At 62.2% G+C, this 26,783-nt stretch carries 27 protein-coding genes; 14 read left to right on the top strand and 13 right to left on the bottom strand.

Features of this window, described 5'->3' with window-relative positions:
* From rsfS to PMI20_RS30170, 11 genes are all read left to right on the top strand, one after another.
* A complete protein-coding gene (rsfS, locus tag PMI20_RS30220; RefSeq protein ID WP_007927111.1) occupies positions 1 to 423 on the top strand; it encodes a ribosome silencing factor in 423 nt (140 codons plus the stop codon).
* A 9-nt stretch (positions 424 to 432) separates the two neighbouring features.
* Positions 433 to 900 (top strand): 23S rRNA (pseudouridine(1915)-N(3))-methyltransferase RlmH, encoded by a 468-nt coding sequence (gene rlmH / locus PMI20_RS30215; protein ID WP_003185785.1) that lies wholly within the window; start codon positions 433 to 435, stop codon positions 898 to 900.
* Between the two features lie 12 nt (positions 901 to 912).
* Positions 913 to 2,808, top strand: a complete 1,896-nt coding sequence (gene mrdA / locus PMI20_RS30210) for a penicillin-binding protein 2 (protein ID WP_007927109.1) — start codon at positions 913 to 915, stop codon at positions 2,806 to 2,808.
* A gap of 31 nt (positions 2,809 to 2,839) precedes the next feature.
* Complete coding sequence (gene rodA, locus PMI20_RS30205) at positions 2,840 to 3,943, top strand: rod shape-determining protein RodA (RefSeq protein WP_051003959.1); 1,104 nt, start codon at positions 2,840 to 2,842, stop codon at positions 3,941 to 3,943.
* A 17-nt stretch (positions 3,944 to 3,960) separates the two neighbouring features.
* A complete protein-coding gene (mltB, locus tag PMI20_RS30200; RefSeq protein WP_009045789.1) occupies positions 3,961 to 4,974 on the top strand; it encodes a lytic murein transglycosylase B in 1,014 nt (337 codons plus the stop codon).
* On the top strand, positions 4,974 to 5,975 hold the full coding sequence (locus PMI20_RS30195) for a septal ring lytic transglycosylase RlpA family protein (RefSeq protein ID WP_007927105.1): 1,002 nt from the start codon (positions 4,974 to 4,976) through the stop codon (positions 5,973 to 5,975). Before mltB ends, PMI20_RS30195 begins: the two co-directional genes overlap by 1 nt.
* 185 nt (positions 5,976 to 6,160) lie before the next feature.
* Positions 6,161 to 7,318: a D-alanyl-D-alanine carboxypeptidase family protein gene (locus PMI20_RS30190; RefSeq protein WP_007927104.1), complete on the top strand. Its 1,158-nt coding sequence runs from the start codon at positions 6,161 to 6,163 to the stop codon at positions 7,316 to 7,318.
* A gap of 80 nt (positions 7,319 to 7,398) precedes the next feature.
* Positions 7,399 to 7,674, top strand: coding sequence for a DUF493 domain-containing protein (locus tag PMI20_RS30185; RefSeq protein WP_007927103.1), 276 nt, complete (start codon positions 7,399 to 7,401; stop codon positions 7,672 to 7,674).
* Entirely contained in the window at positions 7,674 to 8,321 is a 648-nt protein-coding gene (gene lipB / locus PMI20_RS30180) for a lipoyl(octanoyl) transferase LipB (RefSeq protein ID WP_007927102.1), read from the top strand. The genes PMI20_RS30185 and lipB overlap by 1 nt, the downstream gene beginning before the upstream one ends.
* A gap of 1 nt (position 8,322) precedes the next feature.
* Complete coding sequence (gene lipA, locus PMI20_RS30175) at positions 8,323 to 9,345, top strand: lipoyl synthase (protein WP_007927101.1); 1,023 nt, start codon at positions 8,323 to 8,325, stop codon at positions 9,343 to 9,345.
* A gap of 168 nt (positions 9,346 to 9,513) precedes the next feature.
* Positions 9,514 to 10,461 (top strand): S66 peptidase family protein, encoded by a 948-nt coding sequence (locus PMI20_RS30170; protein ID WP_007927095.1) that lies wholly within the window; start codon positions 9,514 to 9,516, stop codon positions 10,459 to 10,461.
* Positions 10,462 to 10,539: 78 nt separating this feature from the next.
* Here PMI20_RS30170 and PMI20_RS30165 read toward each other — a convergent pair whose 3' ends face one another.
* The 5 genes from PMI20_RS30165 to leuS form a co-directional block, all read right to left on the bottom strand.
* Entirely contained in the window at positions 10,540 to 11,862 is a 1,323-nt protein-coding gene (locus PMI20_RS30165) for a lytic murein transglycosylase (protein WP_007927094.1), read from the bottom strand.
* Positions 11,863 to 11,923: 61 nt separating this feature from the next.
* Positions 11,924 to 12,085, bottom strand: coding sequence for an alternative ribosome rescue factor ArfA (gene arfA, locus PMI20_RS30160; protein ID WP_007927093.1), 162 nt, complete (start codon positions 12,083 to 12,085; stop codon positions 11,924 to 11,926).
* A gap of 153 nt (positions 12,086 to 12,238) precedes the next feature.
* Positions 12,239 to 13,276, bottom strand: a complete 1,038-nt coding sequence (gene holA / locus PMI20_RS30155) for a DNA polymerase III subunit delta (protein WP_007927092.1) — start codon at positions 13,274 to 13,276, stop codon at positions 12,239 to 12,241.
* Between the two features lie 39 nt (positions 13,277 to 13,315).
* Positions 13,316 to 13,921, bottom strand: coding sequence for an LPS-assembly lipoprotein LptE (locus PMI20_RS30150; RefSeq protein ID WP_007927091.1), 606 nt, complete (start codon positions 13,919 to 13,921; stop codon positions 13,316 to 13,318).
* Positions 13,922 to 14,009: 88 nt separating this feature from the next.
* Positions 14,010 to 16,616 (bottom strand): leucine--tRNA ligase, encoded by a 2,607-nt coding sequence (gene leuS, locus PMI20_RS30145; protein ID WP_007927090.1) that lies wholly within the window; start codon positions 16,614 to 16,616, stop codon positions 14,010 to 14,012.
* A 260-nt stretch (positions 16,617 to 16,876) separates the two neighbouring features.
* Between leuS and PMI20_RS30140 the strand changes: the two genes are divergently transcribed.
* Positions 16,877 to 17,197: a hypothetical protein gene (locus PMI20_RS30140; RefSeq protein ID WP_007927089.1), complete on the top strand. Its 321-nt coding sequence runs from the start codon at positions 16,877 to 16,879 to the stop codon at positions 17,195 to 17,197.
* 127 nt (positions 17,198 to 17,324) lie between these two features.
* Positions 17,325 to 18,095 carry a YdcF family protein gene (locus tag PMI20_RS30135; RefSeq protein WP_007927088.1) on the top strand — a complete coding sequence of 257 codons (771 nt, stop codon included), beginning with the start codon at positions 17,325 to 17,327 and terminating at the stop codon, positions 18,093 to 18,095.
* An 81-nt stretch (positions 18,096 to 18,176) separates the two neighbouring features.
* Here PMI20_RS30135 and lnt read toward each other — a convergent pair whose 3' ends face one another.
* The 5 genes from lnt to miaB form a co-directional block, all read right to left on the bottom strand.
* On the bottom strand, positions 18,177 to 19,700 hold the full coding sequence (gene lnt, locus PMI20_RS30130) for an apolipoprotein N-acyltransferase (RefSeq protein ID WP_007927087.1): 1,524 nt from the start codon (positions 19,698 to 19,700) through the stop codon (positions 18,177 to 18,179).
* An 8-nt stretch (positions 19,701 to 19,708) separates the two neighbouring features.
* Positions 19,709 to 20,548: a CorC family transporter gene (locus PMI20_RS30125; protein WP_007927086.1), complete on the bottom strand. Its 840-nt coding sequence runs from the start codon at positions 20,546 to 20,548 to the stop codon at positions 19,709 to 19,711.
* 5 nt (positions 20,549 to 20,553) lie between these two features.
* Positions 20,554 to 21,048: an rRNA maturation RNase YbeY gene (gene ybeY, locus PMI20_RS30120; RefSeq protein ID WP_007927084.1), complete on the bottom strand. Its 495-nt coding sequence runs from the start codon at positions 21,046 to 21,048 to the stop codon at positions 20,554 to 20,556.
* Positions 21,041 to 22,060 carry a PhoH family protein gene (locus PMI20_RS30115; protein ID WP_007927082.1) on the bottom strand — a complete coding sequence of 340 codons (1,020 nt, stop codon included), beginning with the start codon at positions 22,058 to 22,060 and terminating at the stop codon, positions 21,041 to 21,043. Before PMI20_RS30115 ends, ybeY begins: the two co-directional genes overlap by 8 nt.
* Before the next feature lie 178 nt (positions 22,061 to 22,238).
* The gene (miaB, locus tag PMI20_RS30110; protein WP_162136173.1) at positions 22,239 to 23,567 is read right to left on the bottom strand and encodes a tRNA (N6-isopentenyl adenosine(37)-C2)-methylthiotransferase MiaB; all 1,329 of its coding nucleotides are present in this window, start codon (positions 23,565 to 23,567) and stop codon (positions 22,239 to 22,241) included.
* 135 nt (positions 23,568 to 23,702) lie between these two features.
* On the opposite strand from miaB, the gene PMI20_RS30105 reads away from it, so the two are divergent.
* Complete coding sequence (locus PMI20_RS30105) at positions 23,703 to 24,029, top strand: DUF1820 family protein (RefSeq protein WP_007927079.1); 327 nt, start codon at positions 23,703 to 23,705, stop codon at positions 24,027 to 24,029.
* Positions 24,030 to 24,076: 47 nt separating this feature from the next.
* On the opposite strand, the gene PMI20_RS30100 is transcribed toward PMI20_RS30105, so the two are convergent.
* From PMI20_RS30100 to thiE, 3 genes are all read right to left on the bottom strand, one after another.
* A complete protein-coding gene (locus PMI20_RS30100; protein WP_007927077.1) occupies positions 24,077 to 24,631 on the bottom strand; it encodes a tetratricopeptide repeat protein in 555 nt (184 codons plus the stop codon).
* 215 nt (positions 24,632 to 24,846) lie between these two features.
* The gene (gene hemL / locus PMI20_RS30095; protein WP_007927075.1) at positions 24,847 to 26,130 is read right to left on the bottom strand and encodes a glutamate-1-semialdehyde 2,1-aminomutase; all 1,284 of its coding nucleotides are present in this window, start codon (positions 26,128 to 26,130) and stop codon (positions 24,847 to 24,849) included.
* Between the two features lie 24 nt (positions 26,131 to 26,154).
* The gene (thiE, locus tag PMI20_RS30090; RefSeq protein ID WP_007927072.1) at positions 26,155 to 26,772 is read right to left on the bottom strand and encodes a thiamine phosphate synthase; all 618 of its coding nucleotides are present in this window, start codon (positions 26,770 to 26,772) and stop codon (positions 26,155 to 26,157) included.
* Positions 26,773 to 26,783: the final 11 nt, after the last annotated feature.

The raw sequence follows: 26,783 nt of genomic DNA, 5'->3' as shown, positions 1-26,783 counted from the left end.
ATGACTAACCAAGTAATGAAAGGCGAAGATCTGGTCAAGGTGGCAGTCGCCGCGCTGGAAGACGTCAAGGCCCAGGACGTCCTGGTGATCGATGTTCGCGAAAAGCAGAGCATCACCGACTACATGATCATCGCCACCGGTACTTCCAACCGCCAGATCGGCGCGATGCTGGAAAAGGTCCGCGAGATGGTCAAGGCCCAGGGCGTCAAGCCGCTGGGTGAAGAAGGCAAGGGCGACAGCGACTGGGTGCTGCTGGACCTGGACGACGTGATCGTGCACATGATGACCGCCTCCGCGCGCCAGTTCTACGACCTGGAGCGTCTGTGGCAGGGCGCCGAGCAGAGCCGTGCGGCCGATGGCAAGCACCACAGCCCGGAGCACACCCATGAGCACTTCACCAAGCTCAACAAAGACCAGCAATAAGGGACGGCTGTGCGCCTGCGTCTGATCGCTGTCGGTTCACGCATGCCCAAGTGGGTGGAAGAGGGGTGGCACGAGTATGCCAAGCGTCTGCCATCCGAGCTGGCGCTGGAACTGGTGGAAATACCGCTCAATACCCGTGGCAAGAACGCCGATGTGGCCCGTTTCATCCGTCAGGAAGGCGAGGCCATGCTGGCCAAGGTCGGCCCGAACGAGCGGATCGTCACCCTCGAGGTCCACGGCAAGCCCTGGAGCACCGAGCAACTGGCGGTGGAGCTGGATCGCTGGCGCCTCGACTCGCGTACCGTGAATTTCATGGTCGGCGGCCCCGAGGGGCTGGCGCCGGAAGTCTGCGCGCGGGCGGATCAGCGCTGGTCGCTGTCGCCGCTGACCTTGCCGCACCCGCTGGTACGGATCCTGATCGGTGAACAGCTGTATCGCGCCTGGACAGTCCTGTCCGGGCACCCTTATCACAAATAGTCCGCGCCCCTAATGTCCCAGCCGATCCGTATCAAGGACCACGAAAAAGACGCCCGTCTGGTGCGTGGCCGGGTCGTGTTCGGGGCTATTGCCGTGGTCTGCCTGATCGGGGTGCTGATCGCGCGGCTGTATTACCTGCAGGTGATCCAGTACGACTATCACTCGACCCTGTCGGAAAACAACCGGGTTCATGTCCAGCCGATTCCGCCGACCCGCGGCCTGATCTTCGACCGTAATGGCGTGGTGGTGGCCGACAACCGGCCGAGCTTCAGCCTGAGCATGACCCGCGAGCGTTCCGGTGACTGGCGCCAGGTGCTCGATGTCATTGTCGAGGTGCTGGAGCTGACGCCGGAAGACCGGGTCCTGTTCGAAAAACGCATGAAACAGGGGCGTCGGCCGTTCGAGCCGGTGCCGATCCTGTTCGAGCTCAACGAAGAGCAGATCGCCCGGATCGCGGTCAACCAGTTCCGCCTGCCTGGGGTGGAAGTGGTGGCGCAGTTGGTCCGTCATTACCCCCAGGGCGCGCACTTCGCGCACTCGGTGGGCTACATGGGGCGGATCAACGAGAAAGAGCTGAAGACCCTGGACCCGGTGAACTACAGCGGCACCCACCACATCGGCAAGACCGGTATCGAGCGCTTCTACGAGCCCGAGCTGCACGGCCAGGTGGGTTACGAAGAGGTCGAGACCAACGCTCGCGGCCGTGTGTTGCGGGTGCTCAAGCGTACCGACCCGATTCCCGGCAAGGACATTGTCCTGAGCCTGGACATCAAGCTGCAGGAAGCTGCGGAGGCAGCATTGGGCGGCCGGCGTGGCGCGGTGGTCGCGCTGGACCCTCGCACCGGGGAAGTGCTGGCCATGGTCAGCCAGCCGAGCTTCGATCCGAACCTGTTCGTCACCGGCATCAGCTTCAAGGCCTATGCCGAGCTGCGCGACTCCATCGATCGCCCACTGTTCAACCGGGTACTGCGCGGCCTGTATCCGCCGGGCTCGACCATCAAGCCGGCGGTGGCGATTGCCGGTCTCGACTCCGGGGTGGTGACGGCCTCCACGCGGGTCTATGACCCGGGCTACTACCAACTGCCCAACTACGATCACAAGTACCGTAACTGGAACCGCAGCGGTGACGGTTACGTCGACCTCGACACCGCGATCATGCGGTCCAACGACACCTACTTCTATGACCTGGCCCACAAACTGGGGATCGATCGGTTGTCGGCCTACATGAACAAGTTCGGGATCGGCCAGAAGGTCTCGCTGGACATGTTCGAGGAGTCGCCGGGCCTGATGCCGTCGCGGGAATGGAAGCGTGCCACCCGTCGCCAGGCCTGGTTCCCGGGCGAGACGCTGATTCTCGGGATCGGCCAGGGTTACATGCAGTCCACCCCGTTGCAGTTGGCCCAGGCCACGGCGCTGGTGGCGAACAAGGGTAAATGGAACCGTCCGCACCTGGCCAAGACCATCGAGGGCGAAAAGCCGGTGGATGAAAACCCGATGCCGGACATCATCCTGCGCGATCCGTCGGACTGGACAAAGGTCAATCACGGCATGCAGCAGGTGATGCACGGCGCCCGCGGTACGGCGCGCAAGGCAGCCATCGGCTCGCAATACCGGATCGCCGGCAAGAGTGGTACGGCCCAGGTGGTCGCGATCAAGCAGGGCGAGAAGTACGACCGCTCCAAGGTCCAGGAACGCCATCGCGACCACGCCCTGTTCGTCGGTTTTGCGCCGGCGGAAAACCCGAAAATCGTGGTCTCGGTCATGGTCGAGAACGGCGAGTCCGGTTCTGGCGTGGCGGCCCCGGTGGTGCGCCAGGTGATGGACGCCTGGCTCCTCGGCCCGGATGGCCTGCTCAAGCCTGAGTTTGCCGGCCCTATCAGTGCGGAGGCTACGGCCCGTGAAGAGTAATTTCGATCGCATCCTGTCCAGCGAGGATGTGATGCGTCGCCGGGCGACGTTGCTGCAGCGCATGCACATCGACGGCCCATTGCTGATCCTGCTGCTGACCCTGGCGGCCGGCAGCCTGTTCGTCCTGTATTCGGCCAGCGGCAAGAGCTGGGACCTGCTGGGCAAGCAGGCGACCTCGTTCGGCATCGGCCTGGTGTCGATGATCGTCATTGCCCAGCTCGAGCCCCGATTCATGGCGCGCTGGGTGCCGCTGGCCTATGTGTTCGGCGTGATACTGCTGGTGGTGGTGGATGTCATGGGCCACAACGCCATGGGCGCCACCCGCTGGATCAACATCCCCGGGGTGATTCGCTTCCAGCCCTCGGAATTCATGAAGATCATCATGCCGGCGACCATCGCCTGGTACCTGGCCAAGCGCACCTTGCCGCCGCAGCTCAAGCATGTGGGCATCAGCCTGGTCCTGATCGGTATTCCGTTCATTCTGATCGTGCGCCAGCCGGACCTCGGGACCTCGCTGCTGATTCTCGCCGGTGGCGCCTTCGTGCTGTTCATGGGCGGGCTGCGCTGGCGCTGGATTCTCAGCGTGCTGGCTGCCGCGGTACCGGTGGCGATCGCCATGTGGTTCTTCATCATGCACGACTACCAGAAGCAGCGGATCCTGACCTTCCTCGACCCGGAAAGCGATCCATTGGGCACTGGCTGGAACATCATTCAGTCCAAGGCGGCCATCGGCTCCGGCGGCGTCTTCGGCAAGGGCTGGCTGCTCGGTACTCAGTCCCATCTGGACTTTTTGCCCGAGAGCCACACCGACTTTATTATCGCGGTCATGGGCGAAGAGTTCGGCCTGGTGGGCATTTGCGCCCTGCTGCTGATCTATCTGCTGCTGATAGGTCGTGGGCTGGTGATCACCGCCCAGGCGCAGACGCTGTTCGGCAAATTGCTCGCCGGCGCCCTGACCATGACGTTTTTTGTTTACGTTTTCGTCAACATCGGTATGGTCAGTGGCCTGTTGCCGGTCGTGGGGGTGCCGTTGCCGTTCATTAGCTACGGAGGAACTTCGCTGGTGACGCTGCTGTCAGCGTTTGGGGTTTTGATGTCGATCCATACCCATCGTAAGTGGATCGCGCAGGTTTGAATAAGGTGAAGAATTCAATGCAAGTAATGCGTGGCTGGACCGCTCGGTATGCGCCGTGGGTCGGTCTGGTAGGCATCCTTGGTGCGGCGCAGGAAGCGCTGGCCGGCGGCGAATACGAAGGTTCCCCCCAAGTAGCCGAATTCGTGGGCGAAATGACTCGCGACTATGGCTTTGCGGGCGAACAGCTGATGGGCGTGTTTCGCGAGGCCGAGCGCAAGCAGTCGATCCTCGACGCCATTTCCCGGCCCGCCGAGCGGGTCAAGCAGTGGAAAGAATACCGGCCGATGTTCATCACCGACGCGCGTATCGCCCGCGGTGTGGACTTCTGGCGCCAGCACGAAGCGGTACTGGCCCGTGCCGAGCAGGAATACGGCGTGCCAGCCCAGGTGATCGTGTCGATCATCGGCGTCGAAACCTTCTTCGGGCGCAACACCGGCAATTATCGGGTGATCGATGCACTGTCGACTTTGGGCTTCGATTACCCGCCACGTGCCGAGTTCTTCCGCAAGGAATTGCGCGAGTTCCTGCTGTTGGCCCGTGAAGAACAGGTCGACCCGCTGACCCTGAAAGGCTCCTACGCGGGAGCCATGGGCTTGCCACAGTTCATGCCGAGCAGTTTTCGCGCCTATGCTGTGGACTTCGACGGCGATGGCCACATCAATATCTGGACCAATCCGGACGATGCCATCGGCAGCGTCGCCAGTTATTTCAAGCGTCACGGCTGGGAGGCCGGGCAGCCGGTGGTCAGCCGGGCCGAAGTGCGTGGCGATCAGGTCGACGAAGGCCTGACCACCGGTATCGAACCAACGAAAACCGTCGGGGAGTTGCGGGCGCTGGGCTGGTCGAGTCATGATGCGCTGCGCGATGATATGCCGGTCACGGCTTTCCGCCTGGAAGGTGACAATGGCCCCGAATACTGGATGGGCCTGAAGAATTTCTACGCGATCACGCGTTATAACCGCAGCGTGATGTACGCCATGGCCGTACATCAGCTCTCTGAACAGCTGGTCCAAGCACGGGGCGTCAAGTAATGCTGGCATCGCCAAACCGCAAACCCCTGAAGCTGGTGGCTCTTGCCGCGTTGTCCTTGCTGGTGGTCAGTTGTTCGTCAACCCAGGCGCCGAAACAGAAAGGCCCGACGACGGCCGTACGTTCAACGCCGGGCCTGGACATCAACCGTGCCCACAAAGACGGCGCACCCTGGTGGGACGTCGATGTATCGCGCATCCCCGACGCCACGCCGACCCTGCACACCGGCCCGTACAAGGCCAACCCTTATACGGTGCTGGGCAAGACCTATTTCCCGATGGCCGAATCCAAGCGTTATGTCGCTTCGGGCACGGCTTCCTGGTACGGCACCAAGTTCCACGGGCAGAACACCGCCAATGGCGAGGTGTATGACCTGTATGGCATGAGTGCCGCGCACAAGACCCTGCCATTGCCGAGTTATGTCCGGGTGACCAACCTGGATAACCACAAAAGCGTGATCCTGCGGGTCAACGACCGTGGGCCATTCTATTCGGACCGGATCATCGATTTGTCCTACGCCGCGGCCAAGAAGCTCGGTTATGCCGAGATCGGCACCGCCCGGGTCAAGGTCGAGGGTATCGACCCGCAGGAATGGTGGGCCCAGCGCGGTCGGCCGGCACCCTTGATGCTCAATGAGCCGAAAGCCGCGCCAGTGATGACGGCGTCCACGGGGACCGTCGAGCAATGGACGCCACCTGCACAGCAGCACGCCGCGGCCGTTGTGCCGGTGCAGCTGGATGCAAAAAAAAACGCTTCTGCGCAAGCCTCTGGCCAGTATCTGCAGGTGGGCGCCTTCGCCAACCCGGACGCTGCCGAGCTCCTGCGCTCGAAGCTGAGCGGGATGGTGAGCGCTCCGGTGTTCATCAGCTCGATCGTGCGCAATCAACAGACCCTGCACCGGGTGCGCCTGGGGCCGATCGGCTCGCCGGGTGAGATCCAGCAAGTGCAGAACAGTGTCCGGCTGGCCAATCTGGGGCAGCCGAGCCTGGTAACTGCCGAGTAATCGGACATTGATTCATGGTTCGCCTGCGGTATTTGGGGGGTGAACCCAGGTTGTTGGCTCGTCGTACAACAAAAGCCCGGCAAGGGTCAGTGAGTGAACAACTGAACACGCGACAGCCCTTTAGAAGGCTGTCTGAATAGTTTTGTCCGCGAGGACAAGTTTCCATTAGCAATTTCGAGAGACGGATGAACATCACCACCTTTGCCAAACGCCTGTGTCTGCTTGTCCCGCTGATCATCACGCCTGCCGCCTGGGCGGTAGAAGTGATGCCGTCGCCACCGCAGCTGGCCGCCAAGTCCTATGTGCTCATGGATGCCAGCAGCGGTAACGTGCTGGTGGAGAACAACGGTGACCAGCGCCTGCCGCCAGCCAGCCTGACCAAGCTGATGACGGCCTACATCGCGACCCTGGAAATCCGTCGCGGCCAGATCGGCGAGAACGACCCGGTGACCGTCAGCGAGAACGCCTGGCGTACCGGCGGTTCGCGGATGTTCATCAAGGTCGGCTCGCAGGTCACTGTCAGCGACCTGTTGCACGGCATCATCATTCAGTCGGGTAACGACGCCAGCGTCGCGGTTGCCGAGCACATTGCCGGCAGCGAAGACGCCTTTGCCGACATGATGAACAAGACCGCCGGCGATCTGGGCATGAGCAACAGCCACTTCATGAACCCGACCGGCCTGCCGAACCCCGAGCACTACTCGTCGGCGCACGACATGGCGGTGCTGGCTCGCGCCATCATTCACGAAGACCCGGCTCACTACGCGATCTACTCGCAGAAAGAGTTCTTCTGGAACGGCATCAAGCAACCTAACCGCAACCTGTTGCTGTGGCGCGACAAGACCGTCGACGGCCTGAAAACCGGTCACACCGACGAAGCCGGCTACTGTATGGTGTCCTCGGCCGTGCGTGACGGCATGCGCCTGATCGCCGTGGTGTTCGGTACCAACAGCGAGCAGGCTCGCGCGGCCGAAACCCAGAAGCTGCTGACCTACGGTTTCCGCTTCTTCGAAACCCAGACCTTCTACCAGAAGGGCACCGAGCTGGCTCAGGCCCCTGTCTGGAAAGGCACCACCTCCCAGATCAAGGCCGGCCTGGCCCAGGACCTGACCATGACCATGCCAAAAGGCCAGCTGAAAAAGCTCGCTGCCAGCATGACCATGAATCCACAATTGATCGCGCCTATCGCCAAGGGCGACGTGATCGGTAAAGTCGAAGTGAAACTGGACGACAAGGTGGTGCACAGCGCCGATCTGATCGCTCTGGACGCGGTCGACGAAGGTGGTATCTTCCGCCGCATGTGGGATAGCATCCGTCTATTCTTCTACGGCTTGTTCAACTGATATTGTCGACCCGCGCGGCCCTCGCTCTGAAATAGAGCGGGGGCCGCGTCCGTCGCCACGGCTTACGAGGCCGTTACGCCATGACAGACACCGAAGTAAAGGCGCCAAAGATCGAATTCCCCTGCGCGGATTACCCGATTAAGGTGATCGGCGACACCGGCGTGGGTTTCAAGGACAAAATCATCGCGATCCTTGAAAAACACGCGACCGTTGACCACAAGACCCTGGCCGAGCGCCAGAGCACCAACGGCAAGTACACGACCATCCAGTTGCACATCGTCGCCACCGGTCAAGAACAGCTGTACGACATCAACAGCGAGCTGCGGGCCACCGGCTTCGTGCACATGGTGCTGTGATGCCTCAAACGCTGGGCTTTCGCGAGCTCGGCCAGATGGCCTACGAGCCGGTCTGGCAGGCCATGCAACGCTTTACCAACGAACGCGGCACCAACGCTCCCGATGAAGTCTGGCTGGTGCAGCATCCGCCGGTCTTTACCCAGGGCCAGGCGGGCAAGGCCGAACACCTGTTGCTTCCCGGGGATATCCCGGTGGTGCAGGTCGACCGGGGTGGCCAGGTGACCTATCACGGTCCTGGCCAACTGGTGGCTTATCTGCTGCTGGACGTTCGTCGCCTGGGTTTTGGCGTGCGCGACCTGGTCAGCCGGATGGAGCAGTGCCTGGTCGAGCTGCTGACCAGCTACGGCGTGACCGCGGCGGCCAAGCCGGATGCCCCCGGCGTTTACGTCGATGGCGCGAAAATCGCCTCCCTGGGCCTGCGGATCCGCCATGGTTGTTCCTTTCATGGCCTGGCCTTGAACGTGGACATGGATCTGCAGCCGTTTCGACGGATTAACCCCTGTGGCTATGCCGGGCTGGCAATGACCCAGCTGAGCGACCACACAGGACCGATTGAATTTGCCGAGGTAAGTGCCCGGCTGCGTGCGCAGCTCGTCAAACACCTCGACTATGCTGAGCAGACGACCCTAACGGGCGGAATCGACTGATATGACTACTGCGCAAGACGCTGTGCAAACCCTGATCCCGACGCTGGATGTTTCCGAGCGCCCGGCCCGTGCGAAAGTTGAAACCGGCGTTAAATTGCGCGGTGCCGAGAAAGTCGCGCGTATCCCGGTGAAGATCATCCCGACCACCGAACTGCCGAAGAAACCGGACTGGATTCGCGTGCGTATTCCGGTTTCCCCGGAAGTCGACCGGATCAAGCAATTGCTGCGCAAGCACAAATTGCACAGCGTCTGCGAAGAAGCCTCCTGCCCGAACCTGGGTGAGTGCTTCTCCGGCGGTACCGCGACCTTCATGATCATGGGCGACATCTGCACCCGTCGCTGCCCGTTCTGCGACGTCGGTCACGGCCGTCCGAAGCCTCTGGACGTCGATGAACCGATGAATCTGGCGGTGGCCATCGCCGACCTGCGCCTGAAGTACGTGGTGATCACTTCGGTGGACCGCGACGACCTGCGCGACGGCGGTGCCCAGCACTTTGCCGACTGCATCCGCGAAATCCGCAAGCTGTCGCCGAACGTGCAGCTGGAAACACTGGTCCCGGACTACCGTGGCCGCATGGACGTAGCGCTGGAAATCACCGCTGCCGAGCCGCCGGATGTGTTCAACCACAACCTGGAAACCGTGCCGCGCCTGTACAAGGCCGCGCGCCCGGGTTCGGACTACCAGTGGTCGCTGACCCTGCTGCAGAAGTTCAAGCAGCTGGTGCCGCACGTACCGACCAAGTCTGGCCTGATGCTGGGCCTGGGCGAGACCGACGACGAAGTCATCGAGGTCATGAAGCGCATGCGCGAGCACGACATCGACATGCTGACCCTCGGCCAGTACCTGCAACCGTCCCGCAGCCACTTGCCGGTGCAGCGTTTCGTGCACCCGGACACCTTCGCCTGGTTCGCCGAGGAAGGTTACAAGATGGGCTTCAAGAACGTCGCCTCGGGCCCGCTGGTACGTTCCTCCTACCACGCCGACGAGCAGGCGAAGCTGGCCAAAGAAGGCCTGGTCTCCTGATGTAATACGCCCGCAAGGTCTTTTCCTTGCGGGCGTCATCTTCCGTTACGCCTGCGTCTCCCTCCCTTCATAGACTTTTCCTGCAAGCGCCGTGGCGTTTCGGCACTTCTGTTTGCCCGCTTTCATGTCTACTGTGCACTAGAGAATCCACACAGGGAGAACCACTGGATGACCCGCCAACCGACTGATGTCCTTTGTACGCAACGGCCAGTGCCGGCGCTGCCTTCGCAAGGGCTGATCGGCTTGATTGCACCCGCCGGGCCCGCGGCCCTGGACACCGAGCAAGCCGCCCGCTGGATGCGCGCTCGAGGTTATTCGCTGCGGATTTATCCTGGGGTCCAACAGAAGGACGGCTATCTGGCCGGTAGCGACGAGGTCCGCCTGAACGACCTGCACGCCGCTTTCGCCGATGACGATGTCGATACCATCCTGTGCCTGCGGGGCGGCTATGGCAGCCCACGCTTGCTCGACCGGATCGATTACGACCTGCTACGCCGCCATGCCAAGCCGTTTGTCGGCTACAGTGACATCACCGCGCTGCATCTGGCCATCAATCGTCATGCGGGTTTCGTGACCTTTCACGGGCCGATGCTCAATGCCGACTTGTTGGGTGACAAGCAGCCACCTACCGAGTCCTCGCTGTTCAGCCTGCTCCGGGGGCAGTTGAAGGCTGGCAGCCTGCTGCCGCATCCGGCGGCTTATCCCTTGACCACCGTCGAGCCTGGCATCGCCTGCGGCCAGTTGTTGGGGGGCAACCTGTCGTTGATCGCCACGACCATGGGCACGCCATACGAGATCAATGGCGACGGCATCATTCTGTTTATCGAAGACATCAACGAGCCGCTGTACCGGATCGACCGTCTGCTGACGCATCTGCGTCTGGCGGGCAAGCTCGACAGGCTTCGCGGGGTGCTGGTGGGGGATGTGGCAGGAGTGGAGCCCCAGGCGCTTGCCGGACTGCTCAAGCAGACCTTCGAACCCTTGCGCATTCCTGTTCTGGCTGGATGGCGCAGTGGCCACTGCGATCCGAACCTGACCCTGCCGATGGGGGCGATGGTCAGGCTGGATGCGGGGGAGAAGCAATTGATCCTGGAGCAGGACGTGGTATTCGGCTGATCAGCCCGTGCTCGCTGCCCTTGTGGGAGCGAGCTTGCTCAACTATGGCGCCCCTATGATTCGGCGCGCAGGCCTGGTTCAACGCGAGCGCAGGCTCTCCAGCAGCTTGTGGGTCGGATAGCCGTCGGCAGGCCAGCCCAGCGATTGTTGGGCGCTGCGAATCGCCTTGCGGGTATTGGCGCCGATAATGCCATCCGGGTTGCCGGCATCGTAATTGTTGGCACTGAGCAGGCTCTGCAGCTCGATGCGCTCGGAGCGGCTGAGGGGCATGTCGTCCTTCGGCCAGACGCCGTTGATCAGGCCTGAACCGTTGAAGCGTTGTGACAGCAGGTTCACCGCCAGGGCATAGGACGAGGAGTTGTTGTACTTCAGAACGGCGCGGAAGTTGTCGAGGATCAGGAACGCCGGACCGCGATAACCCGCCGGCAACAGCAAGGCTGCCGAAAGCTGCTCGGCGCCGGCCGGAACGCTGGCGCCGTTGGGCAGCTGCATGCCCAGGCGCAGCCATTCGGCTACCGGTTTGCGGATCGCGCCATCCGCCAGCGCATAGTCGAAGCCGTTCGCCAGCTGCACTTCGAAACCCCATGGCTGGCCCTTCTGCCAGCCGGAGCTTTGCAGATAGTGCGCGGTCGAGGCCAGGGCGTCGGCCGGGCTGTTCCAGATGTCGCGGCGGCCATCGCCGTCGAAGTCCACGGCATGGGTGTTGTAGGTGGTCGGGATGAACTGGGTCTGCCCCATCGCGCCGGCCCAGGAGCCGAGCATCTTCTCGGGCTGGATGTCGCCGTGCTGGAGAATCTGCAGGGCGGCCAGCAGCTGGCTGTTGGCAAAGGCCGGACGGCGACCTTCGTAGGCCAGGGTCGCGAGGGAACGGATGACCGATTTGTTGCCCTGGAACTCACCGAAGTTGCTTTCCATACCCCAGACCGCCACCAGGGCCTGGCGATCGACGCCATAACGCTGTTCGATCTGCTGCAGGATGTCGGCGTACTGATTGAGCAGTGCCTGGCCCTTGCGCACGCGCAGCGGCGACAGGGCACCGTCCAGGTATTCCCACACCGGCCGGGTGAATTCCGGCTGGCTGCGGTCGGCCTTGATCACGCCCATGTCCGGGGTGATGCCGGCGAATGCACGGTCGAAAAGATCGGCGCGGATCCCGGCGTTCAGGGCTTCGACACGGAAGCCTGCCTGCCATTGGGCAAAGGTCTGGGTTGGCTGGATGTCCAGGTTGTCGACGGCCAGTGGAGCGACAGTTGCAGGCGCGGCGAGAGGGGCGGCTTGAATGCTTTGGAGTGGCTGGGCATCGGCGGCGGTGGGTTTTTCCGCGCAGGCGACGAGCAGGGCAAGGCTGGAGGCAGCGATCAGTTGGCGCAGGTGCCAACGACGGGAAAGACAAAAGGGCATGCACAGGTCCAGAGAATACGAATCAGATACAGACCTTATCACGCCGGCGGGGTTCTCTGCTTTATGCAGCCAGAAAGTAAGAAGCCTCCCAGCTTTTAGACTGGAAGGCTTCGCGGCGGTAGCTGCCTTTGCCCTTGGCGGGTCGTTCCTGACGGCTGCGGAACAGTGGCTGGGCGATGATGGATTTGGCCTTGTTGGGGCCATGCTTGGATGGCTTGCTCATTTTCGGTTCTCGCTTGAGGTGGGTTTGCGCGGCAGATGATCGGCCAGCTTGACCCGGCTGTCCAGCCCTGTGATGCGTAGGGTTTTTTCAGCAAACCTCACGGATTCCCCCATTCCCTGTAGGAACGAGCCTTGCTTCTGTAAGACGTTGGGGTTACTCGGCTGGGAGAGGCAGGCGTTGCCCGGCCATCAACAGCGACAGGCGGCTCAGGCTGCTCCAGGGCGAACCGGCGGCCTGCCCCTTGATCTGCGCATCGATACGCTGGGCGTCGAGCAGCAATTGCGCCCAGCGCGGCGCGGAATAGCGCTGCAGGGCCTTGCTCATCAGCGGCTTGCGTTTGTCCCAGACGGGCGGACGGGCCTGGCTGAACACTTTATCCAGCGGAGTGCCCTGGCTGTACTGCAGCGACATGTTGGCCAGCGCCCGCAATTCCCGGGACAGTGCCCAGAGAATCACCGGCGGCTCGACACCTTCGCCGCGCAGGCCTTCGAGCATGCGCAGGGCATGCGCGGCCTCGCCATTGAGGATGGCGTCCACCAGCCCGAAAACATCGAAGCGCGCACTGTCGGCGACTGCCGCTTGCACGGTTTCCACCGTGATCTGGCCACCCTCGGCCATCAGCTTGAGCTTTTCGATTTCCTGGGCCGCGGCCAGCAGATTGCCTTCTACCCGGGCCGCAATGAGTTCCACGGCGTCCTGGCTGGCGGAAAGCCCGGCCTGGGACAGGCGTTGGCGAATCCACTGCGGCAACTGGTTGGCATCCACCGGCCAGATCTGGATGAACTGGGTCTGCTCGCCATCGATCAGGGCCTTACCCCACTTGGTCTTTTGCGCGCTGCCATCGAGCTTGGGCAGGCTGATCAGCAGCAGGGTGTCTTCGGCCGGCCGTGAGCAGTATTCGATGAAGGCCGCGGCGCCTTTATCTCCGGGCTTGCCCGAAGGCAGGCGCAGTTCCAGCAGGCGTTTTTCGGCGAACAACGACATGCTCGCGCCGGCTTGCAGCAGCGTTCCCCAATCGAAATTGGCGTCGGCGCTGAATACCTGGCGTTCATCGAAGCCTTGCTGGCGGGCGGCGGTGCGAATGGCGTCGGCGGCTTCCTGGCACAGCAACGGGTCGTCGCCACTGATGACATAGACCGGTGCGAGCGTGCCTTGCAGGTGTTTGCCGAGTTGAGCGGGGGCGAGTTTCATAAGGAAGGGCAAGCGGGGCGCTTGCGCGCCCCACGAGACTTACTGGTTCGGCAGCTGCATGGGCGACTGTTGCGGGGTTTCCGCCTCAGCCTTCTGCGCGGCTTCCAGCGCCTCGGCTTCGGCCTTGGCGCGGGCATCCGCGGTCTGCTGCAGTTGATCCAGCTGGGTCGGGGTCAGCAGTTGCAGGCGCAGCATCATGTTCTGCACCAGGTCGCGACGCATTTCCTTACGCACTTCCAGCGACTCCTGGTCGGAACCCACCAGGTTGTTGCCGTCGTGGATGTAGACCTTCTGCACTTGCAGCTTGTCGCTGAGCAGGGTCAGGTTGTTCTGGCCCTGGATCTCGTAGTTCAGCACGGTGGTCATTTCATATTCGGCCGAACGACCGGCACCGGCGTAGCTGAGGCTGCGCTGGGATTCCTGCTCGCGGATCAGCACCAGCTTGTAGGGCGCACCGGCGTAGACCTTGACGCCACTGCTCTGCAGAACCTGGCGCAGCTGGGTCACGGTTTCGCCGTAAGCGTTACGGGCGCTCAGGTCGAGTTCCTTGATCGCCAGTTCGGTGGTGCCGGTACCGCGCAGCTGAAAGCCGCAGGCGCTCAGCAGTACGGCCAGGCCCATCACCAGGAGGTTGCGTTTGATCATCTTGTTGCTCCCCTTGAAACCATGTGGGCCGACAGGGCGGCCCTGGAGGTTTTATTCGGCGTCAGCCTTGGGCTGACGCCTGATCCAATTAGCTAGCGACGATATTGACCAGCTTGCCAGGCACGACGATCACTTTACGAATCGTCAGGCCTTCGGTGAAGCGCAGCACGTTCTCGTTGCTCCGGGCGGCGGCTTCGATCTCTTCACGGCTGGCGCTGGCCGGCATTTCGATCTGGCCACGCAGTTTGCCATTCACTTGAATGACCAACTGCAGGCTGTCCTGAACCAGGGCGTTCTCATCCAGCACCGGCCAGCCGGCGTCGATAATGGCGCCGCTGCGACCCAGCTGGCTCCACAGCTCGTGGCTGATGTGAGGGGTGATCGGCGCCAGCAGCAGGGCCACGGTTTCCAGGCCTTCCTGCAACAGGGCTCGGTCCTGCGGAGTAGCTTGCGGTGCTTTTTCCAGCACGTTCATCAGCGTCATGACCTGAGCGATGGCGGTGTTGAATTTGTGGTTCTGGCCGACGTCCTGGCTGGCTTGCTTGATCGCCAGGTGGATGGCACGACGAATGACTTTCTGTTCGTCGTTCAGCGAACCCAGCTCCAGTGTTCCCGGCAGGCCCTGGGCTACGTGAGCTTGAGCCAGGCGCCAGACGCGCTTGAGGAAGCGATGGGCACCCTCGACGCCGGAGTCGGACCATTCCAGGCTCATGTCAGGCGGCGAAGCGAACATCATGAACAGGCGGCAGGTGTCCGCGCCGTACTGTTCGATCATCGACTGAGGGTCGACGCCGTTGTTCTTCGACTTGGCCATCTTCTCGGTGCCGCCGATTTCCACCGGCAGGCCGTCGCTGATCAGCTTGGCGCCGACGATCTTGGCCTTGCTGTCACGCTCCAGCTCGACATCGGCCGGGTTGTACCAGGTGTAGGCACCGTTGGCTTCGCGGCGGTAGTAGGTCTCGGCGACCACCATGCCTTGCGTCAGCAGGTTCTTGAACGGCTCGTTGGAACTGACCAGGCCCTCGTCGCGCATCAGCTTGTGGAAGAAGCGGGCATAGAGCAGGTGCAGGATCGCGTGTTCGATACCGCCGATGTACTGGTCCACCGGCAGCCAGTGGTTGGCCGCTGCCGGGTCGACCAGGCCACCCTCGTATTTTGGCGAGGCATAGCGGGCGTAGTACCAGGAGGACTCGACGAAGGTGTCCATGGTGTCGGTTTCACGCTTGGCAGGCTTGCCGCATTTCGGGCAGCTGCATTCGTAGAACTCGGGCATGCGCGCCAGTGGCGAACCGGCGCCGTCCGGCACCACGTCTTCCGGCAGCACTACCGGCAGTTGGTCTTGCGGTACCGGCACATCACCACAGCTGTCGCAGTGGATGATCGGGATCGGGCAGCCCCAGTAGCGCTGGCGGCTGATGCCCCAGTCGCGCAGGCGGAACTGGGTGCGGGATTGGCCGAGGTTTTTCTTCAGCAGGGCGACTTCGATGGCATCGAAGGCACCGGCAAAATCCAGGCCGTTGAACTCGCCGGAGTTGATCAGTTCGCCGTGCTCGCCGTAGGCGTCCTGCCAAGGCGCTGGCGTTTCGTCGCCAGCGCTGGTGCGCACCACGTTCTTGATCGGCAGGTTGTACTTGGTGGCGAATTCGTAGTCGCGCTCGTCATGTGCCGGAACGGCCATTACCGCGCCATCGCCGTAGTGCATCAGCACATAGTTGGCGACCCATACCGGGAGTTTTTCACCGGTCAGCGGGTGTTCGACGAACAGCGAAGTCGGCAGGCCTTTCTTCTCTTGAGTGGCGATGTCGGCTTCGGCGACGCTGCCGCCCTTGCACTCGGCGATAAAGGCTTGCAGCGCCGGGTCGTTCTGCGCTGCCAGGGTGGCCAGCGGGTGCTCGGCAGCCACGGCGACGTAGGTCGCGCCCATCAGGGTGTCAGGGCGGGTGGTGAAGACTTTCAGTGCGCCCGCTTCGCCAATGGAGGCCTGGTCGTAGGGGAATTGCACTTCCATGCCACGGGATTTGCCGATCCAGTTGCGTTGCATGGTCTTGACCTGCTCGGGCCAGCCCGGCAGTTCGTCGAGACTCTCCAGCAGCTCATCCGCGTAGGCGGTGATCTTGAAGTAGTACATCGGGATTTCGCGTTTTTCGATCAGCGCGCCGGAACGCCAGCCGCGACCGTCGATCACCTGTTCGTTGGCCAGGACGGTCTGGTCGACCGGGTCCCAGTTCACGGTGCCGTTCTTGCGGTAGATCACGCCTTTTTCGAACAGACGAGTGAACAGCCACTGTTCCCAGCGGTAGTAGTCCGGCTTGCAGGTCGTGACCTCGCGGGACCAGTCCACCGCCAGGCCCAGGCTGCGCAGCTGGGACTTCATGTAGGCGATGTTTTCGTAGGTCCACTTGGCCGGTGCGACGTTGTTCTTCATCGCGGCGTTTTCCGCCGGCATGCCGAAGGCGTCCCAACCCATGGGTTGCAGTACGTTCTTGCCTTGCATGCGCTGGTAGCGAGAGATCACGTCGCCGATGGTGTAGTTACGCACGTGCCCCATGTGTAGCTTGCCGCTGGGGTAAGGGAACATCGACAGGCAGTAGTAAGTTTCCTTGCCTGGCTGTTCACTGACTTCAAAGGACTTTTGCTCATCCCAGAACGACTGGGCGGCGGCTTCGATTTCACGGGGCTGATAGTGTTCGTGCATGGCTACTTTTGAACTGAATAGGGGTGGCCTAATCCTCTTCAATGCAACGTTGGGCGGTGATGACGCCAGATATGGCGTTTTCGCTACCCAGTCGAGCTGGAAGTGGAGTTACAGGAAGCGCCGTAGCATACATGACCGCGCTCTACCGAGGGAAACCCTGATTACGCGCCGTGGGCCGTTGGTCGCGGCACCCTGCCGGTTTCGGCAGTGCGGCTAAGCTCAAAAAGGGGGAGTGATTCTTACTTTCATGAGGTGAGTGGATGGTTGAGTCGCAGCGAAAAGTTACAAAACCCGAGTTGTACGAACGATTGATAGATCGTCTGGCTTTGGCCTTGGATACAGCGAAAACAGCAGGGAGCTTGCGTAATGAGCGTCCTGCGGAGTTGGAGTTGCGGGGCCTGAGTCACGCCGAGCTCGAGGTGATCAAAGCCTATTTGGATCGTAGCGAGCGTGAGACGCAATTGAGCGTGCTCGAATGCCTGAGGCACGAAGTGACTCCACATTCGGCCAAGGTCATCTGGTTGAAAGACAAGGTGCCCGTCGGGGATGCGGTAAAGGTCCGATCCCTGCAGTTCAAGTGAGTCTGCGCAGCCCATGCGGGCATCTGCGCAGCGTCAACGCCGCGTACCTTGTGCGTGAAATCTGTTTCGTATCTGTTGTCGCTTTGCTTTTACCCACTTAGGCTTCGAGCATCTTTGGAGATGCTCGATGCCTTTTCGTTATTTCGTCAAACAACTACTCCTGCCGCCAGGCCTTCTGTTGCTGCTGCTTCTGCTTGCCTGGTGGTTTCGCCGCTCGAGGCCGCGATTGGCCGGTGTGTGTTTTGCTCTCGGCCTGGGCGGGTTCTGGTTGATGAGCCTGCCTGTGATGGTGGAGTGGGGCGCCAGCGCCCTGGAAAGTGAACCGGCGCTGACGCAAAGCCAGTGGTCGACCCTGGCCAAACAGGCCGATGCGATTGTGGTGCTGGGGTCGGGGCGTGAACGTGGCGATCCGGCCTGGGGTTCCGACCAGCCGACCGGTGTTGGCCTGGAGCGCCAACGCTATGCGGCGCGCCTGGCCAAGGCTTCCGGGCTGCCGATCCTGACCAGCGGTGGCCTGCACTACGGCACGCCGCCAACGGAAGCCGCGCTGATGGCCGAGTCGTTGCTGAACGACTTCGACGTGACGGTGCGCTGGCAGGAAGGGCGTAGCCGCACGACCTGGGAAAACGCCCAATTCACCGCGCAAGTGCTGGAGCCGCAAGGCGTCAAGCGTGTGGTGCTGGTCACCCAGGCCTGGCATATGCAGCGGGCTGTCTGGAGTTTCGAACAGGCAGGATTCACCGTGGTGCCGGCACCCGTGGGGTTCCTCGGGGTGGATAACGCCAGGCCGCTGGGTGGCTGGATGCCGGAGTTCAAGTCGATCTGGCAGAGCGGCCAGTTGTTGAACGAGGCGGTGGGGCTGGTGGGCTACAAGTTGTTTTATCGTGGAGAGGACTAGGTTCATCTCGAGCCTGCTCCTGCTGGAATCGCAAATTCCCACCAGGAGCAGCCGCTCGACGTTCGATGGCCCGCGATAAGGTCAGACGGTCTTGGCGATCCGGCTGGCCAGAAGGGCCCAGCCGAACAGCAGGACGCTCAGGATGATCAGGGGCCACGAGCGCCACTGCAGGTAAGGCGTCAGGTTGCGCATCGGCACCACTTCGCCATAGAGAATGCCGCGTTCGAACTGCGGAATCTGCACGGTGATCTTGCCGAATGGATCGATCAGGCCGGTCACCCCGTTGTTGGTGGCGCGGATCATCCAGCGGCCGGCTTCCAAAGCTCGCATCTGGGCCATCTGCAAGTGCTGCAACGGGCCGATCGAAGTGCCGAACCAGGTGTCGTTGCTGATGGTCAGCAGCAGGTCGCTGCGGGCTGACAGGCTGGCGGCGAATTCCGGGTAAACCACCTCGTAGCAGATGAACGGCGCGATCTGGTAACCCTTGGCTTGCAGTAAAGGCTGGTCGGCGGGGCCGCGGGCGAAGTCCGACATGGGCAGGTCGAAGAACGCAATCAGGCCGCGCAGCAAGTCCTGCAGGGGCACGTACTCACCGAATGGCACGAGCTTCTGCTTGAGGTACTCGCCATCGCCTTCGCCGACCACGGTAATGCCGTTGAAGTAGCGTTTCTGATGGTGCACTTCCTGGCGGATCGGTACGCCGGTGATCAGCGCCGAATGCCGGTCGGCGGCGAAATTGCCCATCATGTTCAGATAACCTTCGGCCGACTCCTTGAGCACGGGCACCGCGGTTTCCGGCCACACCAGCAGATCCACGCGCTTGGAACTGAAACTCATGTCGCGGTACAGCGCCAGCTGGGAGTTGAGTTGCGCAGGGTCCCATTTCAGGCTCTGTTCGATATTGCCCTGGATCGCCGCCACGGTCAGCGGCTCGCCCGACGGGCTGGTCCAGGCATGTCCCTTGAGCGCGATACCGATCACCCAGGGGGCGACCAGCAGCACCAGGCCGGCGGCGATAAACCCCTTGCGCCCGGCACGGATCAGACCGGGCAGGTTGTAGAGCAGGGCGGCGGTCAGCGCCAGGGCAAAGGAGATCAGCCACATGCCGCCCAGAGGGGCCAGGCCGGCCAGCGGGCCGTCGAGTTGGCTGTAGCCGGAATAGAGCCAGGGGAAGCCCGTCAGGAACCAGCCGCGGAAGGCTTCCTGGCCCACCCAAAGGGCGGCGAAGGCCAGGGCATCGGCGAGAGGGGCTTCATTGCGACGCAGCCAACGCGCCCAGAGCCAGGCCGGCAGGGCGAAAAAGAAGGCGATGGCGGCAATGAAGGCCAGCATCAGTAAACCGGCCAGCAGCACCGAGGCGCCGCCGTAGGTATGGATGCTGACGTAGATCCAACTGGTGCCGGCGGCAAACAGGCCGAAACCGAAACACCAGCCGCGCCACAGCGCCTGACGCGGGCTCAGCTCGCGCAGGCCGGCATAAAAGAAGCCGACCGCCAGCAGTGCCAGCGGCCAGATGTCGTACGGCGCCAGGGCCAGGGTGGTGATTGCGCCAGCCGCCATGGCTAGCAGGTTACCGGGCCAGCCGGGGCGGGTTAAGCGCAGCATGTCGATCCTTAGCGGGGGATAGGCGTTAGTCGCAGCAGATGAATCCGACGGCTGTCGGCGTTCAGGATACGGAAGCGATAGGCACCGATTTCGGTGATTTCGTTACGTTTAGGCAGGTGCCCGAACGCGCTCATCACCAGGCCGCCGACGGTGTCGAACTCGTCGTCGGAGAACTCGCTGTCGAAGAACTCGTTGAAGTTCTCGATCGGCGTCAACGCCTTGATCAGGAAATCGCCGCTCGGCAGGGGCTTGATGTAGCTGTCTTCCTCGACGTCGTGCTCGTCTTCGATGTCGCCGACGATCTGTTCCAGCACGTCTTCGATGGTCACCAGGCCTGCCACGCCGCCGTATTCGTCGATGACGATGGCCATGTGATTGTGGTTGGCGCGGAATTCGCGCAGCAGCACGTTCAGGCGCTTGGATTCGGGAACGAAGGTCGCCGGACGCAGCAGGTCCTTGATGTTGAAGCTGTCGCCGTTCTCCTTGAGGATCAGCGGCAGCAGGTCCTTGGCCAGCAGGACGCCCATGACGTCGTCATGGCTTTCGCCGATCACCGGATAACGCGAGTGCGCGGAATCGAGGACGGACGGCAGGAATTCGCGGGGAGTCTGGGTCGCCTTGATGCTGATCATCTGTGAGCGCGGAACCATGATGTCCCGTACCTGCAGGTCAGCGACCTGGATGGCGCCTTCGACGATGGCCAGCGCTTCGCTGTCCAGCAACTTGTTCTGATGGGCTTCGCGCAGCAGCTCCAGCAGCTCCTGGCGGTTTTTCGGCTCATGGGCAAAAGCCTGGGTCAGTTTACCCAGCCACGACTTTTGCCCGCTGCTCGATCGGTCTTCGCTCATAGCGATTACTCTAAATCCTTGGTTGTTACAGATGGATGTTCTTCGGTTTCGTCGTCCGCATAAGGGTCGGGATGACCCAGTTCTGCAAGCAACGTTCGTTCCAGTGCTTCCATTTCTTCGGCTTCGTCGTCATCTATATGGTCGTAACCCAATAGATGCAAGCAGCCGTGAATCACCAGATGGGCCCAGTGGGCCTGGAGGTCCTTGCCTTGTTCGGCGGCTTCGCGCTCGACCACTTCGACGCAGATCACCAGGTCGCCGAGCAATGGAATGTCCAGCAGCTCGTCCGGCACGTCGGCGGGGAACGACAGGACGTTGGTGGCGTAGTCCTTCTGCCGCCAGGTGCGGTTCAGTTCGCGGCCTTCGGGTTCGTCCACCAGGCGGATGGTCAGTTCCGAGTCGGCGGTGCGCTGGCGCAGGGCCAGCTCACACCATTGGCGGAACAGGGCTTCACTGGGAGCAGGCTTGTCGCTTGCCAGTTGCAGATCAAGCTCAAGCATCGTGGCGATTGCCTTTTTCCGCGGCGGACTGGGCGGACTCGTCGGCCACGCGCTGCTCGAAGCGCTCATAGGCTTCGACGATGCGTTGCACCAGCGGATGGCGCACCACGTCCTTGGGCATGAAGTGGGTGAAGCTGATGCCCGGGACGTCCTTGAGGACGTTGATCACATGGGCCAGGCCGGACTTGGTGCCCTTGGGCAGGTCGACCTGGGTGATGTCGCCCGTGATCACGGCGGTGGAGCCGAAGCCGATCCGGGTCAGGAACATCTTCATCTGTTCGACGGTGGTGTTTTGGCTTTCGTCGAGAATGATGAAGCTGTTGTTCAGCGTACGGCCTCGCATATACGCCAGCGGCGCAATCTCGATGACCTGGCGCTCGATCAGCTTGGCCACGTGTTCGAAGCCGAGCATTTCATACAGTGCGTCATACAACGGGCGCAGGTACGGGTCGATCTTCTGGGCCAGGTCGCCCGGCAGGAAGCCGAGTTTCTCACCGGCTTCGACCGCCGGACGCACCAGCAGGATGCGCCGTACCTGCTCGCGCTCCAGTGCATCTACCGCACAGGCCACGGCCAGGTAGGTCTTGCCGGTACCGGCCGGGCCGATGCCGAAGTTGATGTCGTTGCCGAGGATTTCCTTGACGTAGCGCTGCTGATTCAAGCCGCGGGGGCGAATCATGCCTTTTTTGGTGCGCAGGGCCACGGCCGCTTCGGCGACAGGGTGATTGTCCAGTTCTTCGACGGCGGATTCCTGGAGGAAGAGGTGCACCATGTCCGGCGACAGCTCGGTACCCTTGGTTTCCCGGTACAGGCGGCGCAAGAGGTTTTCCGCGGAGGTGGTGTGCTTGGGTTCGCCGATCAGTTCGAACTGATTGCCGCGGTTGCGGATCTCGATGGTCAGGCGCTGCTCGATCAAGCGCAAATGCTCGTCGAATTGCCCGCACAGATTGGCGAAGCGGCGAGCCTCAAAGGGCTCGAGGATGAAACGATGTGGTTCTATGGGTGCGTTCAAGGTCGTTTTTTAGCCGCCCAACGGCAATAAGGGATGAATTCAAGGATAACGCCAGCGGCCTGGGTGCGAAAGCTCTTATACAAAGCAATGTCTTTCGCCACATTTTCCTTGGAAGCCGGCTTCCCGGCGATGGCGGGCCCGAGGCCGCTACCGCTGGTCAGCCAGCATCGGCAGGAGATTATTGCAGCAGCGATCCGCGCAGCGAGTGAGGCTGGGCCGAGTCGATGTGCACATCGGCAAACTGGCCGATCAGCGTCGGGTTGTCACAGCGGAAATTGACGATGCGGTTGTTCTCGGTCCGCCCTTGCAGTTCGCCCGGGTCTTTCTTCGAGTAGTCGGTGACGAGGATGCGCTGGATCGAACCGACCATTTGTCGGCTGATTTCGAATCCTTGCTGATTCAGCCGATGTTGCAGCGCGTTCAGGCGTTCCTTTTTCAACTCTTCCGGGGTGTCGTCCGCCAGGTCGGCCGCCGGGGTGCCCGGGCGCTGGCTGTAGACGAACGAGTAGGAGAAGTCGAAGCCGACGTCTTCGATCAGCTTCATGGTCTGTTCGAAGTCTTTTTCGGTCTCGCCGGGGAAGCCGACGATGAAGTCCGAGCTGATGCAGATGCCCGGCACGGCGGCGCGCAGTTTGCGCAGCTTGGATTTGTATTCCAGCGCCGTATGGTTGCGCTTCATGGCTGCGAGAATCCGGTCGGAACCCGATTGCACCGGCAAGTGCAGGTGTTTCACCAGTTCCGGCACTTCGGCGTGGGCCTGGATCAGGCTGTCGGAGAATTCCAGCGGATGGGAGGTGGTATAGCGGATGCGCTCGATGCCATCGATCGCCGCGACCACACGGATCAGTTCGGCGAGGTCGGCCAGGCGGCCGTCGTGGGTCTGGCCACGGTAACCGTTGACGTTCTGCCCCAGCAGAGTGACTTCGCGCACGCCGTTTTCCGCCAGGTGGATGATCTCGCAGATCACGTCGTCGAACGGCCGGCTGACTTCCTCGCCACGGGTGTAGGGCACCACACAGAAGGTGCAGTACTTGCTGCAGCCTTCCATCACCGAGACATAGGCACTCGGGCCATCGATGCGCGGCTCTGGCAGGTGGTCGAATTTCTCGATTTCCGGGAACGAGACGTCGACCTGCGGCAGCTTGCTGCTGCGGGCAGCATCGATCATTTCCGGCAGGCGGTGCAGGGTCTGCGGGCCGAAGACCACGTCGACATAGGGCGCGCGATCGCGGATGGCCGCGCCTTCCTGGCTGGCCACGCAACCGCCGACGGCGATGACCATGTCCGGGTTGGCCAGCTTCAGCTCGCGCCAGCGACCCAGTTGGGAATACACCCGGTCCTGGGCTCGTTCGCGGATCGAGCAGGTGTTGAGCAGGATGACGTCCGCGTCTTCGGCGCGGGCGGTGACTTCCAGGGCCTGGTGTTCACCCAGCAGATCGACCATGCGCGAGCTGTCGTACTCGTTCATCTGGCAACCGTGGGTTTCTATGTAGAGCTTCTTGGCCATGGACGGAGTCATCACGTGATTCAAAGAACCGCGCATTATAGGGAACATGGCCTGAGGTTCCTACCGCTGCGCGTCCGGTGGCTATGCTATAGTTCGCGCCCTCTTTTATATCCCCCGATGTGTTACCCGCCCACCATGACCAAACGTGAAGCTCCAATCTACAAGGTGATTTTCCTCAACCAGGGACAGGTGTTCGAAATGTACGCCAAGCAGATCTATCAAAGTGATCTGTGGGGTTTCCTGGAGGTGGAAGAGTTCGTCTTTGGCGAGCGCACGCAAGTGGTCGTCGATCCGAGCGAAGAGAAGCTCAAGGCCCAGTTCGAAGGCGTGGTACGCAGCTTTGTGCCGATGCATTCGATCGTGCGTATCGACGAGGTCGAGCGCCTGGGTACACCGAAGATCAGCGAGGCGCGTGGCGTGAGCAACGTCATGCCGTTTCCGATGCCGATGCCTGAGAAGTAAGGGCTGTATCGAGTGTGCTATCGCGAGCAAGCTTGCTCGCGATGTCATCAAGGCAGGGGTGAGAAGGGCGAACGCCCGTCGGCGCTCTGCAATTCCATCAGGTATTTGCGGAAAATCTGCCCCAGCACCTGGGTGGCGACTTCCAGCTCGTCGCGCTGCATGTGCTCGGCCACTTCGTCAGCCGTGTCCAGTGCCTCTTCGGCGCCATTGACTGCCGCCATCTTCAGCACGATATAGGCCTGAACGTTGTTGGCCGGTACGCCTTCGCCGCGAAAGAACATGGTGCCGAGTTTGAATTGCGCCTGGGCGTGGCCTTGCAGCGAGGCCTTTTCAAAGTAGCTCAGGGCCTGATTGAGATCGCGCGGGGTATTTTTACCTTCGTAGTAGAACTCGCCCAACTCGTATTGCGCTTGCGCATCCCCTTCGTCAGCCGCCTTCTGGCAGACCGCCAGGGCCTCGGACAGATCCTGTGACTGAGTATTGAGGGTGCAGCGACCCATCGCTGGGATCAACAACGAGTTGCCGCCTGCTTGTGCATGCGCGAGCAGGGGCTGAAGGAGCAACAGGCAGCCCAGTGCAAGGGCGCGGCCGGTGCGGTTCATGGGAATCGACTTACCTCTGAAGGGCGCGCGGACCCATCGAGGGATCCAATAAGCGCGCATTATGAAATAAGCAGGGCCAACCTTACAAAGTCTTTACTCGTTTTTCTGCTGCGCGGGCGCGATATCCGCCGCTTTCGGGGCTGTTTCGGGAGTTGGGGCGCGAATGCAGCGTAAAACCGGCGTCAGCAAGTGTGGCGCCGGTTTGGCGGGGAAGGTTACTTCAGGGCAGCGAAAGCGCGTTCGGCCGCGTCCAGGGTCAGTTTCAGCTCGGCGTCGCCGTGGGCGATCGAGGTGAAGCCGGCTTCGAAGGCACTCGGGGCCAGGTAGACACCGCCTTCGAGCATCAGGTGGAAGAAGCGTTTGAACAGATTGGCATCGCTGGCCATCACATCGTCGAACGTGACGATATCGTCGGCGCCGCTGAAATACAGGCCGAACATGCCGCCCGCCTGGGTGGTCACGAACGGGATACCGGCGGCGTCAGCGCGTTGCTGCAGGCCGTCGAGCAGGCGGCTGGTGTAGTCGCTCAGCTCGGCGTGGAAGCCCGGACGGCTGATCAGGCGCAGAGTAGTCAGGCCGGCGGCCATGGCCAGCGGGTTGCCCGACAGGGTGCCGGCCTGGTAGACCGGGCCCAGCGGCGCGATGTGTTCCATGATCTGGCGTTTACCGCCGAAGCAACCCACCGGCATGCCGCCGCCGATGATCTTGCCGAAGGTGGACAGGTCCGGGGTCACCCCGTAGTGCGCCTGGGCACCGCCCAGGGCGACGCGGAAACCGGTCATCACTTCGTCGAAGATCAGCACCACGCCGTGCTTGTCGCACAGGCTGCGCAGGCCTTCGAGGAAGCCCGGGGCCGGTGGCACGCAGTTCATGTTGCCGGCCACCGGCTCGACGATGATGCAGGCCACTTCCTGGCCGACCTCGGCGAGCATCTTCTCGACCGCGTCGATGTCGTTGAACGGCAGGGTCAGGGTGTGTTTGGCGAAAGCCGCCGGTACGCCGGCCGAGCTGGGCACGCCCTGGGTCAGCGCGCCAGAGCCAGCCTTGACCAGCAGGCTGTCGGAGTGGCCGTGGTAGCAGCCTTCGAACTTGATGATGCTGTCGCGGCCGGTGAAACCGCGGGCCAGGCGGATCGCGCTCATAGTCGCTTCGGTGCCGGAGCTGACCATGCGCACCATTTCCATGGACGGCACGATGGAGCAGACCAGATCGGCCATTTCGGTTTCCATGGCGGTCGGGGCGCCGTAGGACAGACCGTGTTCCAGCTGCTTGCGCACCGCGTCCAGCACATCCGGATGGCTGTGGCCAAGGATCATCGGCCCCCAGGAACCGACGTAGTCCACATAACGCTTGTCGTCTTCGTCGGTGACGTAGGCGCCTTCGGCGTGTTTGAAGAACAGCGGCGTGCCGCCCACGCTCTTGAACGCACGCACGGGCGAGTTCACGCCGCCGGGGATGTGTTTCTGGGCATTGGCAAACAGGGTTTCGGAACGAGACATGATCGGACTCTCGAAAATCAGCGGTTAGAAGAGGGCGTTGAAGGAGCGGGCGCGGCGGGTCACTTCCTGGGCGCTGTCGGCGCCGAACAGGCCATGGACCACGGCCAGCAGGTCGACGCCATGGGCGACCAACGGCGCGGCGTTCTCCAGGGTGATGCCGCCGATCGCGCAGATCGGCAGGTGTAGCCGGGCGCGGGCCTGGTCCAGCAGCTCCAGGTTGGCCGTCGGCGCGCCGGGCTTGGTGTTGGAATTGAAGAAGCGACCGAAGGCGACATAGCTGGCGCCTTCCTTGGCGGCTTGCTCGGCCAGCTCCAGCTGGGCGTGGCAGGTCGAGCCGATGATCGCCTGGCGGCCGAGCAGGGCACGGGCCGGAGTCAGCGGGCCATCGGTCTGGCCCAGGTGTACGCCGACACCGATGCGCGCGGCCAATTCGGCGTCGTCATTGATGATCAGTTGCGTCTTGTAGCGCTCGCACAAGCTGTGCAGGGCTTCGGCTTCGCGCAGGCGGCGGGCCTCGTCGCTGCTCTTGTCGCGGTATTGCAGGAGGGTCACGCCACCGTCGAGCGCCGCCTCCACGTACTGCAGGAATTTGCCGGCCAACAGTTGGCTGTCGGTAATGGCATACAGACCACGTAGTTTCATCGAGCGAGCCT

Source organism: Pseudomonas sp. GM17, assembly GCF_000282175.2.
Lineage (GTDB): Bacteria > Pseudomonadota > Gammaproteobacteria > Pseudomonadales > Pseudomonadaceae > Aquipseudomonas > Aquipseudomonas chlororaphis.
The sequence above is the reverse complement of the archived record's forward strand: the minus strand, read 5'-3'. Positions and strand labels throughout refer to the sequence as shown.

What these genes read in the sequence shown, in the direction of transcription:
- PMI20_RS30125 (WP_007927086.1), bottom strand. Translation starts at nt 20,548, where the DNA reads ATGAGCGAAGACCGATCGAGCAGCGGGCAAAAGTCGTGGCTGGGTAAA.
- arfA (WP_007927093.1), bottom strand. Translation starts at nt 12,085, where the DNA reads ATGAGCAAGCCATCCAAGCATGGCCCCAACAAGGCCAAATCCATCATC.
- thiE (WP_007927072.1), bottom strand. Translation starts at nt 26,772, where the DNA reads ATGAAACTACGTGGTCTGTATGCCATTACCGACAGCCAACTGTTGGCC.
- PMI20_RS30100 (WP_007927077.1), bottom strand. Translation starts at nt 24,631, where the DNA reads ATGAACCGCACCGGCCGCGCCCTTGCACTGGGCTGCCTGTTGCTCCTT.
- PMI20_RS30135 (WP_007927088.1), top strand. Translation starts at nt 17,325, where the DNA reads ATGCCTTTTCGTTATTTCGTCAAACAACTACTCCTGCCGCCAGGCCTT.
- holA (WP_007927092.1), bottom strand. Translation starts at nt 13,276, where the DNA reads ATGAAACTCGCCCCCGCTCAACTCGGCAAACACCTGCAAGGCACGCTC.
- hemL (WP_007927075.1), bottom strand. Translation starts at nt 26,130, where the DNA reads ATGTCTCGTTCCGAAACCCTGTTTGCCAATGCCCAGAAACACATCCCC.
- lnt (WP_007927087.1), bottom strand. Translation starts at nt 19,700, where the DNA reads ATGCTGCGCTTAACCCGCCCCGGCTGGCCCGGTAACCTGCTAGCCATG.
- mrdA (WP_007927109.1), top strand. Translation starts at nt 913, where the DNA reads ATGTCCCAGCCGATCCGTATCAAGGACCACGAAAAAGACGCCCGTCTG.
- PMI20_RS30150 (WP_007927091.1), bottom strand. Translation starts at nt 13,921, where the DNA reads ATGATCAAACGCAACCTCCTGGTGATGGGCCTGGCCGTACTGCTGAGC.
- rodA (WP_051003959.1), top strand. Translation starts at nt 2,840, where the DNA reads ATGCGTCGCCGGGCGACGTTGCTGCAGCGCATGCACATCGACGGCCCA.
- lipA (WP_007927101.1), top strand. Translation starts at nt 8,323, where the DNA reads ATGACTACTGCGCAAGACGCTGTGCAAACCCTGATCCCGACGCTGGAT.
- PMI20_RS30165 (WP_007927094.1), bottom strand. Translation starts at nt 11,862, where the DNA reads ATGCCCTTTTGTCTTTCCCGTCGTTGGCACCTGCGCCAACTGATCGCT.
- leuS (WP_007927090.1), bottom strand. Translation starts at nt 16,616, where the DNA reads ATGCACGAACACTATCAGCCCCGTGAAATCGAAGCCGCCGCCCAGTCG.
- PMI20_RS30105 (WP_007927079.1), top strand. Translation starts at nt 23,703, where the DNA reads ATGACCAAACGTGAAGCTCCAATCTACAAGGTGATTTTCCTCAACCAG.
- miaB (WP_162136173.1), bottom strand. Translation starts at nt 23,567, where the DNA reads ATGGCCAAGAAGCTCTACATAGAAACCCACGGTTGCCAGATGAACGAG.
- rsfS (WP_007927111.1), top strand. Translation starts at nt 1, where the DNA reads ATGACTAACCAAGTAATGAAAGGCGAAGATCTGGTCAAGGTGGCAGTC.
- ybeY (WP_007927084.1), bottom strand. Translation starts at nt 21,048, where the DNA reads ATGCTTGAGCTTGATCTGCAACTGGCAAGCGACAAGCCTGCTCCCAGT.
- PMI20_RS30195 (WP_007927105.1), top strand. Translation starts at nt 4,974, where the DNA reads ATGCTGGCATCGCCAAACCGCAAACCCCTGAAGCTGGTGGCTCTTGCC.
- PMI20_RS30190 (WP_007927104.1), top strand. Translation starts at nt 6,161, where the DNA reads ATGAACATCACCACCTTTGCCAAACGCCTGTGTCTGCTTGTCCCGCTG.
- PMI20_RS30185 (WP_007927103.1), top strand. Translation starts at nt 7,399, where the DNA reads ATGACAGACACCGAAGTAAAGGCGCCAAAGATCGAATTCCCCTGCGCG.
- PMI20_RS30170 (WP_007927095.1), top strand. Translation starts at nt 9,514, where the DNA reads ATGACCCGCCAACCGACTGATGTCCTTTGTACGCAACGGCCAGTGCCG.
- lipB (WP_007927102.1), top strand. Translation starts at nt 7,674, where the DNA reads ATGCCTCAAACGCTGGGCTTTCGCGAGCTCGGCCAGATGGCCTACGAG.
- PMI20_RS30140 (WP_007927089.1), top strand. Translation starts at nt 16,877, where the DNA reads ATGGTTGAGTCGCAGCGAAAAGTTACAAAACCCGAGTTGTACGAACGA.
- mltB (WP_009045789.1), top strand. Translation starts at nt 3,961, where the DNA reads ATGCAAGTAATGCGTGGCTGGACCGCTCGGTATGCGCCGTGGGTCGGT.